We start from the raw sequence: 12253 nt of genomic DNA, 5'->3' as shown, positions 1-12253 counted from the left end.
GCACGCCGGCCCCGCGAACGGGGGTCGGCAACGGCGGGGAGGTAGGCGACGTGTGGGTCCATGACCCGAAATGCTGGCACGACCGCTCACCGCGGATGACAGGAACCGCACATTTGATCTTCCACCGGGGTGTGTGATTGCACACTCCGCCCGTCCCGGGGGTGGCGGCGGCGCCACCGCGGGGCGCGGTCGCCGCGCTGCTCACGCGCCCGGGCGCGGGCCGATCTCCCCTGGTCGCACCCGGGGTCGCCGCCACGCCGGCCGGTGTCCGCCGCCACGGCCGCCGCGTGACGCTTCTCTCCCGGGCGGGCGGGCCGGGCGCCCGCTCAGGCCGGCCGGTAGATGGCCGAGGCCCAGACCTGCGCCAGCGACCCGGTCATGGCCTCCGCGGAGGACCACCCCCGGTCCGGCCGCAGCGAGTGGACGTAGAAGCACCGCTCGTTCATCCACACCAGGGTGGAGGCCAGCTCGCCGGCGTCGCGGCCGGCCGGCGCGACGCCGGCCGCCCGGTCGGCCTCGATCTTCGCCGCCGCGCCGGCGATCAGGCGGTCCATCACGCCCTCGAAGGCGCGGGCCAGCTCGGGCTGCTCGGGGTAGGCGCGCGCGACCGTGCGCAGCACGGGGCCGTGCGCCAGGAAGACGCGGTACACCGCGCTCAGCGCCACGTGCAGGGATTCGGCGGCGTCCCCGGCCGCGGCGTCCACTTCGAGCCAGTGCCGCTCGAACTCCGCGTACACCTCGCCGAGGACGCGCTCGAACAGCGCGGCGACCACGGCGTGCTTGGACTCGAAGTAGAAGTAGAACGTCGCCCGCGACACCCCGGCCTCGCCGAGGACGTCGGAGACCGCCACGTCCTCGATGGACCGGTCGGCCAGGAGCCTGCCGACCGCGTCCACGATGGCGACCTCGACCGACCCGTCGCGCAGGTCGCCGCGGGACGCGCGCCTGGGCGGCATCAGTGCCCGCGCGCCTGACCGGGGAGCATGGCGCCGATCCTAGAGGACGTCGTGCAGGACGCCCTCGTCGTGCACCGGCCGCCCGCCGAGCATGGTCAGGTGCACCCTCGTGTCCTTCAGGTCGTCGGTCGGGGTCGTGAGCGGGTCGCGGTCGACGACGATCAGGTCGGCGTGCTTGCCCGCCTCCAGGGTGCCGATCCCCTCCCAGCGCAGGACCCGCGCGGCCGACCGGGTCCAGGTGGCCAGCGCCTGCTCCCGGCTGATCACCTGGGCCGGGCCGTCGTTGCGGTCGCCGAACACGCCGCGGTGGGTCTGCGCGAAGGCGATGTGCTCGAACACGTTCGAGGGCCCCCAGTCGGTGCCGCAGCCGACCTCGAAGCCGTGGTCCAGCTCGCGCCGCAGCGGGATCAGGTCCCGCAGGCTGTCGCTGCCCAGCCGCTCCCGGAAGGTGTGCATCTTGAAGTGCGAGAAGGACGTGCTGGTGGTGATCTGGAACCCCAGGTCGCGGTAGCGCCGGCACTGCTCGTCGGTCATGAAGTAGGCGTGCTGCAGGGTCCACTGCCGGTCGGAGAAGTCGCCGAACCTGCGCCGGGCGGTCTCCAGGTGCTCCAGCGCGACGTCGTGCTCGCGGTCGGCCACCGAGATGAGGTTCATCCGCATCCCGCGCTCGGCCGCGAACTCGACCATGAGCCGGCCCTTCCACTCCGGGATGAACTCCACGCCCTTCGTCCACTCGCCGTAGGGGCCGCGGTGGCTCCGGTTGAGGATCATCATGCCGGGGTTGAACGGCCCGCCCCGCGAGCACAGGAAGCTCTCCGTGCGGAACAGGTCGCCGGAGAGGTCCTGGACGCGGTAGGCCAGTTCCAGCCGCTGGACCAGCTCGGCCTCCGTCAGCGGGACGGAGGTGGGCAGGCCGTGCGGCTCGGCGTCGGGCGTGCACAGGACCCGGGTGGTCAGGGTGCCCGCGTTGCCGTGCTGCCGGTAGACGTCGATGAGCGGCCAGTCCATCATGTGCCCCTCGAAGACGGTCGTGACGCCCCCGCGGTTCGCCTCGGCCATCCCGCTGCGGGCGCCCTCGTACCAGTCCTCCGGGGACACCCCGTCGATGCGGGCCAGCACGGAGTCCCACCACGGTTCGTTGTTGTAGTAGTTGTTCACCGGCCCGAGCAGCCGGCCGGTGGGCTCGCCGTCCGCGTCCTTCTCCACCGAGACCCGGCCGACCCGGTCGGGGGTGTTCCGGGAGACCTGGATGTTCCACAGCCCCCGCGTGCTCAGCACCGTCACGGCCGGGTTCACCGGGGCCCACGCCTGGATCCAGACCGGGTGGTCGGGCGCGGCGGCGTCGAGCAGCCGCCGGGTCGGCAGCTCGCCCTCGGCCAGGTCCCGGTAGGAGCGGCGCAGGAAGTAGTGCGGTTCCCCGACCGGGGAGCAGCGGATCCACTGCCCCTTGGGCGTCCGCGCCGCGGCGGCGGCGATCCGCGCGGCGATCTCGCCGTGGTCGCGGCAGTCGGACAGGTCCACGACCGACCGCTTGATGCCGTTCCAGTGGATCAGGTGCGGGTGCGTGTCGACCAGCCCCGGCATGACGGTGGCGCCCGCCAGGTCGACGGTCCTGGCGTGGTCGCCCGCCGCGGCGCGCATGTCCTGCTCGGCGCCGGTGGCCACCACCCGGCCGTCCTGCACGACGATCGCCTCCGCGACGGCGCCGTCCTCCCGCATCGTGACCACTCGGCCGCCGTGGAACAGCGTGGCCCGGTCGTCCCTGCTCATCCGGTTCCTCCTCATCCGCGCTGACGAGAGGCCCGGACTCTACGTCCGAACAGGTCGTCCGAACAAGGTGTATGGCAATGGGGTTCCGGAGGAGCCGGTGGAGACACCCGCGCCGACCGGGCGCGCGGTCGGGGGGTGTGGCGGCGCGGCGCGGCTGAAAGGATGGCGACCATGGACGTCATCCGCAGGAACAACGTCACCGTCACGGGTGACCCGCAGGGACCGGCGGTGGTGCTGGCCCACGGGTTCGGGTGCGACCAGAACCTGTGGCGGCTGACCGCGCCGGCGCTGGCCGAGGCCCACCGGGTGGTGCTGTTCGACTACGTGGGGGCGGGCCGGTCGGACCTGTCGGCCTTCCGCGAGGAGCGCTACCGGGACCTGGCCGGCTACGCGCAGGACGCGGTGGAGGTGTGCCGGGCGCTGGACCTGCGCGACGCGGTGTTCGTGGGCCACTCGGTCAGCGCGATGATCGGGGTGCTGGCCGCCCGGCAGGCCCCCGAGCACATCGGGGCGCTGGTGATGGTCGCCCCCTCGCCGCGCTACGTCGACGACGTCGGCTACCGCGGCGGGTTCAGCGCCGAGGACGTCGACGAGCTGCTGGCGTCGCTGGAGTCGAACTACCTGGGCTGGTCGTCGGCGATGGCGCCGGTGATCATGGGCAACCCGGAGCGGCCCGAGCTGGGCCGGGAGCTGACCAACAGCTTCTGCGCCACCGACCCGGACATGGCCCGCGTGTTCGCCCGCACCACCTTCCTGTCCGACTCCCGGTCGGACCTGGCGTCGGTGCGCGTGCCCACGCTGGTGCTGGAGTGCGCCCACGACGCGATCGCCCCGCGCGAGGTCGGCGCGTTCGTGCACGCGGCCATCCCCGGGTCGGAGCTGGTCACCCTGGACGCCACCGGGCACTGCCCGCAGCTGTCCGCGCCGGAGGCCACCAGCGCGGCGATCCTGGAGTTCCTGGCGAGGCGGCGATGATGTGCGGGACCGGGCACGAGCCCGAGCCCAGGGGCGCCGGCGGCACGGACGCGGTGTTCGCCGCGCTGCTGGAGGACAGCGCCGAGGAGCTGTACGAGACCGCGCCGTGCGGCTACCTGTCCACGCTGATGGACGGCACGATCGCCAAGGTCAACGCCACCCTGCTGGGCTGGCTCGGCCTCACCCGCGACGAGGTGGTGGGGCGGATGCGGTTCGCCGACCTGCTCACCGTGGGCGGGCGGCTCTACCACGAGACGCACTTCGCGCCGCTGCTGCGGATGCAGGGCAGCGTCGGCGGCATCGCCCTGGAGCTGCGGACCGGCGAGGGCGGCCGGCTGCCGGTGCTGGTCTCCTCCGCGGTCAAGCGCGGCGGGGACGGCGAGCCGCTGCTGATCCGCACCACCGTCTTCGACGCCCGCGACCGCCACGCCTACGAGCAGGAGCTGCTGCGCCGCCGGCAGGAGGCCGAGCAGGCCCGCCGGCAGGCCGAGACCGACCGCGGCAGGCTCCAGGAGGCGCTGGCGGTGCTGCAGCGGAGCCTGCTGCCGGCCGCGCTGCCGACCGTGCCCGGCCTGGAGGCCGTCGCCCACTACCACACCGCCTCGCCCGACCAGCTCGGCGGCGACTTCTACGACCTGTTCCCCCTCGGCGGCGGGCGCTGGGCGTTCTTCCTCGGCGACGTGTGCGGCAAGGGGCCGAAGGCCGCCGCGGTCACCTCGCTGACCCGCTACACCCTGCACGCCGCGGCCCTGCACGACCCCGACCCGGTCGCCGTGCTGACCACGCTGAACACCGTGCTGCTCGAGCGCTACAGCGCCGGCGACCCCCGCTTCTGCACCGCCGTCGTCGGCACCCTGGAGGCCGAACCCGGCGGCGACCGCTTCACCGTCCGGCTGGCCTCCGGCGGGCACCCCCCGGCGCTGGTCCTGCGCGCGAACGGCGACTGCGACTTCCTGCCCACCCCCGGCGGCGTCCTCGTCGGCGTCCTGCCCGACCCCACCTTCACCCCCGCCACCACCACCCTGTCCCCCGGCGACGCGCTCCTGCTCTACACCGACGGCCTCACCGAGGCCCGCATCGGCCCCGAGCGCGCCCTGTACGGGGAGGAAGCCCTCCAGGAGTTCGCCGCCGGCTACGCCGGGGCGTCGCCCCGCGCGCTGGTCGAGGCGCTGACCGGCCTGCTGGACGGCTTCGGCGACGGCCTGGACGACGACACCGCCCTGCTCGCCCTCGGCGTCCCCGCGCCGGGCGCCGCCGCGGACGGGCCACGATGAGCCCGCTCGCGATCACCACCCGCGACACCGCGACCGGCCCGGTGCTGCACGTCGCCGGGGACCTGGACCACGGCACCGCCGACGAGCTGCGCGCGCTGGCCGCCGCGCTGCCCCTGCGGGCGGGCCAGCGCCTGGTCCTGGACCTGTCGCGGCTGCGGTTCTGCGACTCCAGCGGCCTCACCGCCCTGCTCGCCGCCCGCAACCTGGCCCTGGCCGCCCGGGCCGACATCGCGCTGGCCGCCGTCCCCGCCCGCACCCTGCGCACGATCCGCCTCGTCGGCCTCGACCGGGTCTTCGCCCTCTACCCCGACACCGCCGCCGCCCTCACCGCCTGACCACCCGGCGGCGCGCGATCACCCCGGCCGACGGGCCGCCAGGACCAGGTCGAGGTGCTGGTCGAGCGCTCGCGCGGCCTGCTCGCCGGTGAGGTACCCGGACGCGGTGTAGGCCGACAGGCCGGTGACCGCGCCGAGCAGGGCCGCCGCCGCCAGGTGCGGGTCGACGTGCGGGGGCAGGGCGGCGGTGAGCAGGGCGGTCAGCTCGGGGTGGATCTCGTCGGGGCCCGCGGTGTGCGGTCGGGCCGCCAGGGCGGGGTCGGTGAGCGCGAGGGCGGCGTAGGCGGCGTGCACGCGGTACAGGTCCGCGCTGACCGGGTCGAGGGGCAGCAGTTCGCGCAGGACCAGCCGGATGCGGCGCACCGGGTCGTCGTCGCCGGCGCTCCCGGGCAGGCGGTCGCGCAGCCGCTGCGCCAGGACCGCGCGCAGGTGCGCCAGCCCGCCGTGCAGCAGCTGCTCCTTGGTCGGGAAGTAGTACTGCACCAGGTTGGTCGACACGCCCGCCTCCGCGGCGACCTCCCGGTACCCGATGGCGTGCAGCGGCCTGGTCCGGGCGCAGCGCACCAGCGCCTCGGCCAGCTCGCGCCGGCGTTGCCCGTGGTCGACCCGCTTCGGCATCGCGCACCCCTTTTCGTCGTACAGCGGTACGATAAAACACGGCCACCGCACCCGCCCGCCCACCGGAGCGCCGATGACCGAACCCATCCCCGGACGCGTCTGGGGCATCGCCGCCGTCACCGGGGCGGGCGCCTTCATGGCGATGCTGGACTCCACCGTCGTCGCCCTCGCCGTGGAGCCCGTGCGCGCCGACTTCGGCTCGACGCTGCCGGTGGTGCAGTGGGTCTTCACCGGCTACCTGCTCGCCCTGGCCGGGTCGCTGCCCGCCTCGGCGTGGCTGGGCGCCCGCCACGGCCACGGCCGGGTCTGGGCGGCGGCGGTGGCGGTGTTCGTGGCGGCCTCCGCGCTGTGCGCCCTGGCCGGGTCGGCGGGGGCGCTGGTCGCCGCCCGGGTCGTGCAGGGGCTGGCCGGGGGCCTGATGGTGCCCGCCGGGCAGGCCGTCCTGGGCGTGGTCGCCCGACCCGACCAGCTCGGCAGGCTGTTCAGCGCCCTGGGCGCGGTGATCGCCCTGGGGCCGGCCCTCGGCCCGGCGGTGGGCGGGCTGCTGGTGGAGGCGCTGTCGTGGCGCGCGGTGTTCTGGCTCAACGTGCCCGTCGGCCTCGCCGTGCTGGCCCTGGCGCCCCGGCTCGTCCCCGGCGGGCGGCGCGACCGGACCCGCCGGCTGGACGTGGTCGGGCTGCTCGCGCTCACCCCCGGGCTCGCGCTGCTGCTCTACGGCGCCACGGAGGTCGGCGCCGGCGCGGCGACCGGGCCGGCGGTGGCCGCCGTGGCCGCGGGAGGGGTGCTGACCGCCGGTTTCACCCGGCACGCCACCCGGACGGCCGCGCCGCTGCTCGACCTGTCGCTGCTGCGCCGACCGGTGTTCGCCACCGCGGCCACCACGGCGGGCCTGACCGGCGCGGCCCTGCACGGCGGCCTGCTGGCGCTGCCGCTGGTCCTGCACGCGCGGACCGGGACCGACGTCGGGACCACGGGTTTCCTGCTGCTGGCCACGGGCGCGGGCACCGCCGTCGCCCTGTACTTCGCCGGGTGGGCCACCGACCGCTGGGGAGCCGGGCCGGTGGCCGTGGCGGGCGCGGTCGCGCTCACCGCCACCACCGCGCCGCTGGCCCTGCTCGACCGGCTGCCCGCGCCGGTCCTCGTCGCCGACCTGGTGCTGCGCGGCGGCGCCCTGGCCTGGGCGCAACTGCCCGCGGTCACCGCCGCCTACACCGCGGTCACCGCCGAGCGCATGGGCGACGCCACCACCCTGGTCAACATCGTCCAGCGACTCGGCGCCGCCCTCGGCGCCGCCGCGACGGCCGTCCTGCTGTCCCGGGGGTCGGCCGGCGACGGGCCCGTCTGGCCGTTCGTCGCCCTGACCGCGCTCGCCGCCGCGACCATCGCGACGGCGTCCGGGCTGCGCAGGGGCAGCAGGGCGCCCGACCGCGGCCGACCGAGCTGAGGGGCGCTCCCCCGCCGCCGGGCCCCGCGCCCGGCCGGCACAGCCGCTCACCGGAGCCGGCGGCGCCTGCGGCCGGGATCACCGCACGCCGCCCCGTCACCGCGGGGCCTCGGCGCGACGGCGCCACCGCGTGGGCGGCGGGGCCGGCGGCCACCCACCGCACGACGCGCCGCATCTCGCCGCCCCGCGCGGCGAGAGCGCCACCGCAGGAACGCGCGCCCGGCAGCACCGCGCCCGGCAGCACTGCGCGCGGCGCACGCCCGCCGGCCCGTCCTGCCGCGCACCGGGGTGCGCCGCGGACCGCTCCGCGGCTCCCGTCCGATAAGGTGCCGGCACCCGTGCCGGCGCGCACGGCTCGGCAGTGGCGGAACCCGAGGGAGTCCTGGTGGTCGATCTCGCGGACTCGGTCGAATCGGTGGAGCAGCTCGCGGGGGCTTGGCGCGCGATGGTGCTCGACCGGGACCCCGGCGGCGACGTGCGCGACCTCCCGGGCATCGCCGTGCGCTGGGCCGACTGCCGGTTCCCGTTCTGGAACTGCGTGACCCTGACCGACGTCGGCGCGGACGCCGGGCTCCTCGGCCGACGCCTGGAGCAGGCCGCCGACATCATGCGCGCCAAGCGCCACCCCGGTTTCCTGTGGCTCTTCGAGGACCTGCTGGCCGAGGACGCGCGGGCCGGGTTGGGCGCGGCGGCGGAGCGGGCGGGGCTCGGGCACGCCTTCTCCGGGCAGGGGATGGCGGGTGACCTGCTGCCCCTCGCCGAGCCGAGCCACCCCGACCTGGCGTTCGTGCGCGTGACCACCGACGAGCACCTGCACGCCCTGGCGGACCTCAACTCGCGCGCCTACGGCTTCGCCCCGGACCAGGGCCGTGACGGGCTCGCCGGCTCGGCCCTGTGGAAGGACGAGGTCCACGCCTACCTGGGGGTGCGCGACGGTGTTCCCGTGGCGTGCGCGGGAAGCGTCGAAGTGGACGGCCGCCTGTTCGTCGCGCTGGTGGCCACCGACCCGGACTGGCAGCGCAGGGGCTACGGCGAGGCGGTGACGCGCAAAGCCCTGCACGAGAGCGGGCGGGCCACCGGCCTGACTCGCACCACCCTGCACGCGACCGCGGCCGGCGCGCCGGTGTACCGGCGGATCGGCTACCGGCCCAACTCACCGCTGCACTTCTACGGCCTCAAGGGCTGATTCCCCCGTCCTGACAGGACTTCCGCCCGTGGTGGTCACCGCGCCGGTCGACGGCGGCCACGCCGGCCGGAGGAGGACGTCCGCTTCGCGCACGGGCCGCCGTCGTATGCTCGGCTGGTGACGGCACACCCGCCCGGACGCCCCACTGCCGCGCACGACCGGTTTCGCCACCTCACCGCGGTTCGCCCACCCGGTCGCGGGCGATCGGACCGGACGCCGGCCGACCACCGGCTGCGCCGGGTCGGGGAAGACCGCGGCGCGCCGGTGCCGAGCCGGTGAGCGCCGGGCTCGACCTGCGTGCCGCGCTCGCGCGCATCGGGGTCGACGCGCCGGTGCGCGCCGACCTGGCGGGGCTGCGGGCCGTGCACCGCGCCTGGGCGAGCGCGGTGCCGTACGAGAACGTCGACATCCAGCTCGGCCGCCCGCTGTCCCTCGAACCCGACGCCCTGATCGACAAGTTCGTCGCCCGCCGGCGCGGCGGGTTCTGCTACGAGCAGAACGCCGCGCTGGCGCTGGTCCTGCGGGCGCTCGGCTTCTCCGTCACCGCCGTCGAGGCCGCTGTGGACCGGGAGGTCCGCGGCGAGTCCGCCTGGCGCAACCACATGCCGCTGCTGGTCGACCTGGACGGCGAGCGCTGGCTCGCCGACGTCGGGCTGATGGACGGGTTCCTGCTGCCCGTGCCCCTGCGCCCCGGCGTGCACCGGCAGCACCGGTTCCGGTACGAGGTGCGGCGCCTCGACGGCGACCTGTGGCAGTTCCGCCACCACCCGCGCATGGCCTTCACGTCCTTCGACCTGCGGACCGCCCCCCTGGACGTGGCGGACTTCGCCGAGGCGTGCGCGTGGCGGGTGGGGTCACCGGACTCCGTGTTCGTCCAGACCCTCCTGGCCGGGCGCTCCGGGGTCGACACCACCACCGTGCTGCGGTCCCGCACGGTCGTCGACGCCGGGCCCGGCGTCCCGAACGGGCGCACCACGCGGGTGCTCGCCTCGGAGGACGAGTTCGCCGCGATCCTGGCCGACGGGTTCCGCGTCCCGCTCGACGGCGTCGACGTCACGAGCCTGTGGGACAAAGCCTGCCGCCAGCACGAAACCCGGCTCGCGCTCCGGCCCGAGCGCGGGTGACGCGCCGTGCGGTCAGGTCGGTTCCGGTGAGAAGCGGGCCTCGACCGGTCCCAGCTCCCGGCCGGTCGGCTCCGCCAGGGCGCGGTAGAGCTCGGGGCGGCGGCCCCGCAGCCACCGGCGGCCGGTGCTGCGGGCCAGCAGGGACAGGTCCAGCTCGCCGCAGACCATCTCGTCGCGGGCCCGCCAGGTCTCGGCGATGATGCGGCCGTAGCAGTCGATGAGCATGGCGTTGCCGGTGCGGACCTCGCCGTGGTCGAGCCCGACCCCGTTGGAGAACACCAGGAACATGCCGTTGTCGTGGGCCCGGGCCGGCAGCCACCGCATCAGCCAGCCCCGGCCCTTGTCACCGCGGAACTCCGCCTCGACGGCCTCCGGGTCGCTGTGCCTGGCCTCCCACAGGGCGGGGTCGATCGTGCCCATGGCGTGCGGGCTCCTGGACGCCACGCCGCCCGTCTGGTGCGGCGCGAGGAGGATGTCGGCGCCGAGCAGGGCCGTCATCCGGGCGTTCTCGACGATGTTGTTGTCGTAGCAGATCAGGACGCCCAGGGTGCAGCCCAGGGTGGAGGCGAAGACGGTGTAGCGGTCCCCCGGGGTGATGTGCTCGCTCTCGAACGCGTGCAGCTTGCGGTGGACGTGCCAGCTGCCGTCCGGCTCGGCCACCACGTAGCTGTTGTGCAGGGCGTCGCCGTCGGCTTCGAGCAGCCCCGCCCCGATGACCACGCCGTGCTCGCGGGCCAGCGCCAGCAGCGCCGTGGTGCTCGGCCCGTCCGGCACGCTCTCGGCCAGCGCCTCGATACCGGGCCGGTCCATGCCGACGACGTGCCAGTAGCCGGTGATGCACATCTCCGGGAACACGACCAGTTGCACACCCCGCGCCGCGGCCTCCGCCACGAACCGGGCGATCGTGGCGAGGTTGTGCTCCTTGTCCCCCGCGCGGTGGCAGAACTGCACGCTCGCGGCCTGGATACGCATGTCCGTCATCCCTCCCTGAACCGACCGGCGGACCGGGCGGCCACCACCGTGCCGGCGGGACCGCCACGACCGGCCGCCCCTCGGGTGGGGCCCCGGCCGAGGCACCGCGGAAATCCTGCCACACCCGGCGGCGGGGACCGGCGTCGTCGTGGTCCGGCGGTACGGCCCCCCGGCGGCCCGCTGCCCGCACCGCGCCGGTCGGGCCGGCGGCCGGGGGCGCCCCCGCGGCGGCGGACCCCCGCCGCGGCGGTGTTCCGGTCGGGAGGAATCCCTTGTACGACGGGGAATCCTGCTCCGACCGGGGTCGTGGGGGTGCCGACGTGTGGTCACTACCGGCGATCCGCGGCCGGCGTTAGCGTGGGGCCATGCGCCGACTGCTCAGCGTCATCGCCGCCGTCGTGCTCACCTCCGCGGCGGCTCCCGCCCACGCGTCCGCCACCGCGCGGGCCGTCGACCTGGGCGTGCTGCCCGGCGGCGACCGCAGCCACGCCACCGGGGTCAACGACGCCGGCGTCGTGGTCGGCCACTCGAGCACCGGGGCCGGCGACAGCCCCCTCCGCGCCGTGTCGTGGACGCCCGACGGCAGGATCACCGACCTCGGGACCCTGCCCGGCGACGTGGCGAGCACCGCGAGCGGGATCACCGACTCCGGCGTGGTGTACGGCCACTCCTCCGCCGAGGGCGGGCCGCAGCGCGCGGTCCGCTGGGTCGACGGCGTGATCGAGCACCTGCCCCCGCTGCCCGGCCACGTGGAGACCCGCGCGCGGGCGATCAACGAGTCGGGCACGGTGGTCGGCGTGTCGGTCGGGGCCGACCGCGACGACCAGCACGCGGTGGCGTGGGACCGCTCCGGGCGCGTCGTCCGGCTCGCCGAGCTGCCCGGCGACCGGCTGTCCCAGGCGTCCGACGTCAACAGCGCGGGCCTGGTCGTCGGCTACTCCGGCCGCGGCGGCCCGGACCCCGGGCTGCACCCGGTGGTCTGGACGCCCGACGGCGGCGTCACGCCGCTGGCGTTCGACGGCTCGACCGAGGGCTTCGCCGCGGGCATCGACGACGCCGGCGTCGTCGCCGCCACCGCCGTCGACCGCGACGGGCGCTCCCACGCCGTCCGCTTCGACCCCGCCGGCCGCGGCACGGACCTGGGGGCCGACCTGCGGGCCACCGGCATCGGCGAGGACGGCACGGTCCTGGGCGCCCGCTCGGACCGGGGCCGCCTGCACGGCGCCCGCTGGCGCCCCGGCACCACCGAGGCGGAGTTCCTGTCCGTCAACTACGCGATCGCCACCGCCAACCGCGCGGGCACGGCCGTCGGCACGACCAAGGGCGCCGGCCCGACCGGCCGCGCGATGCTCTGGGGGGCCGACGAGGACTCCCACACGCGGCTGCCGTCGCTCGGCGGCCCGAGCAGCGGCGCGCGCGACGTGAACGACCGCGGCGTCGTGGTCGGCGCCGCCGAGGTGGCCGGCGGCACGTGGCACGCCGTCAAGTGGGTCCTGTGACCGGGCCCCCGACCGGCTGCCGGGCACGCGCCGGAGCCGGTCGGGGGTCGGTGCGGCCGGCGCGAACCCCCCACCGGCCGCCCCGCGGGCGGAGAACCGG

Annotated in this window: 11 protein-coding genes; 7 read left to right on the top strand and 4 right to left on the bottom strand. The window is 76.0% G+C overall.

Annotated elements, in window-relative coordinates:
- Nucleotides 1–326 precede the first annotated feature (326 nt).
- Together JOE68_RS28155 and JOE68_RS28150 are read right to left on the bottom strand one after the other, a co-directional pair.
- Complete coding sequence (locus tag JOE68_RS28155) at nucleotides 327–956, bottom strand: TetR/AcrR family transcriptional regulator (protein WP_204845399.1); 630 nt, start codon at nucleotides 954–956, stop codon at nucleotides 327–329.
- Nucleotides 957–995: 39 nt separating this feature from the next.
- The gene (locus JOE68_RS28150; protein WP_204845398.1) at nucleotides 996–2726 is read right to left on the bottom strand and encodes an amidohydrolase; all 1731 of its coding nucleotides are present in this window, start codon (nucleotides 2724–2726) and stop codon (nucleotides 996–998) included.
- A gap of 171 nt (nucleotides 2727–2897) precedes the next feature.
- On the opposite strand from JOE68_RS28150, the gene JOE68_RS28145 reads away from it, so the two are divergent.
- Genes JOE68_RS28145 through JOE68_RS28135 form a run of 3 tightly spaced genes read left to right on the top strand, consistent with a single transcriptional unit; the run spans nucleotide 2898 to nucleotide 5310 of the window.
- Nucleotides 2898–3701 carry an alpha/beta fold hydrolase gene (locus JOE68_RS28145; RefSeq protein ID WP_204845397.1) on the top strand — a complete coding sequence of 268 codons (804 nt, stop codon included), beginning with the start codon at nucleotides 2898–2900 and terminating at the stop codon, nucleotides 3699–3701.
- Nucleotides 3698–4975, top strand: coding sequence for a PP2C family protein-serine/threonine phosphatase (locus JOE68_RS28140; RefSeq protein ID WP_239562378.1), 1278 nt, complete (start codon nucleotides 3698–3700; stop codon nucleotides 4973–4975). The genes JOE68_RS28145 and JOE68_RS28140 overlap by 4 nt, the downstream gene beginning before the upstream one ends.
- Nucleotides 4972–5310, top strand: a complete 339-nt coding sequence (locus JOE68_RS28135) for an STAS domain-containing protein (protein ID WP_204845396.1) — start codon at nucleotides 4972–4974, stop codon at nucleotides 5308–5310. The genes JOE68_RS28140 and JOE68_RS28135 overlap by 4 nt, the downstream gene beginning before the upstream one ends.
- Before the next feature lie 18 nt (nucleotides 5311–5328).
- On the opposite strand, the gene JOE68_RS28130 is transcribed toward JOE68_RS28135, so the two are convergent.
- Complete coding sequence (locus JOE68_RS28130; RefSeq protein ID WP_204845395.1) at nucleotides 5329–5928, bottom strand: TetR/AcrR family transcriptional regulator; 600 nt, start codon at nucleotides 5926–5928, stop codon at nucleotides 5329–5331.
- 73 nt (nucleotides 5929–6001) lie between these two features.
- Here JOE68_RS28130 and JOE68_RS28125 point away from each other — a divergent pair, with 73 nt between their 5' ends.
- From JOE68_RS28125 to JOE68_RS28115, 3 genes are all read left to right on the top strand, one after another.
- Nucleotides 6002–7372, top strand: coding sequence for an MFS transporter (locus tag JOE68_RS28125; protein WP_204845394.1), 1371 nt, complete (start codon nucleotides 6002–6004; stop codon nucleotides 7370–7372).
- A gap of 385 nt (nucleotides 7373–7757) precedes the next feature.
- A complete protein-coding gene (locus JOE68_RS28120; protein ID WP_307819946.1) occupies nucleotides 7758–8558 on the top strand; it encodes a GNAT family N-acetyltransferase in 801 nt (266 codons plus the stop codon).
- 275 nt (nucleotides 8559–8833) lie between these two features.
- Nucleotides 8834–9682 (top strand): arylamine N-acetyltransferase family protein, encoded by an 849-nt coding sequence (locus JOE68_RS28115; protein WP_204845393.1) that lies wholly within the window; start codon nucleotides 8834–8836, stop codon nucleotides 9680–9682.
- 12 nt (nucleotides 9683–9694) lie between these two features.
- Here JOE68_RS28115 and JOE68_RS28110 read toward each other — a convergent pair whose 3' ends face one another.
- On the bottom strand, nucleotides 9695–10663 hold the full coding sequence (locus JOE68_RS28110; RefSeq protein WP_204845392.1) for a nitrilase family protein: 969 nt from the start codon (nucleotides 10661–10663) through the stop codon (nucleotides 9695–9697).
- 356 nt (nucleotides 10664–11019) lie between these two features.
- Here JOE68_RS28110 and JOE68_RS28105 point away from each other — a divergent pair, with 356 nt between their 5' ends.
- Entirely contained in the window at nucleotides 11020–12153 is a 1134-nt protein-coding gene (locus JOE68_RS28105) for a hypothetical protein (RefSeq protein WP_204845391.1), read from the top strand.
- Nucleotides 12154–12253: the final 100 nt, after the last annotated feature.

Origin of the sequence: Saccharothrix algeriensis (genome assembly GCF_016907655.1) — a bacterium.
In the GTDB taxonomy this organism is placed as follows: domain Bacteria; phylum Actinomycetota; class Actinomycetes; order Mycobacteriales; family Pseudonocardiaceae; genus Actinosynnema; species Actinosynnema algeriense.
This window is presented reverse-complemented; position numbering and strand designations above follow the sequence as displayed.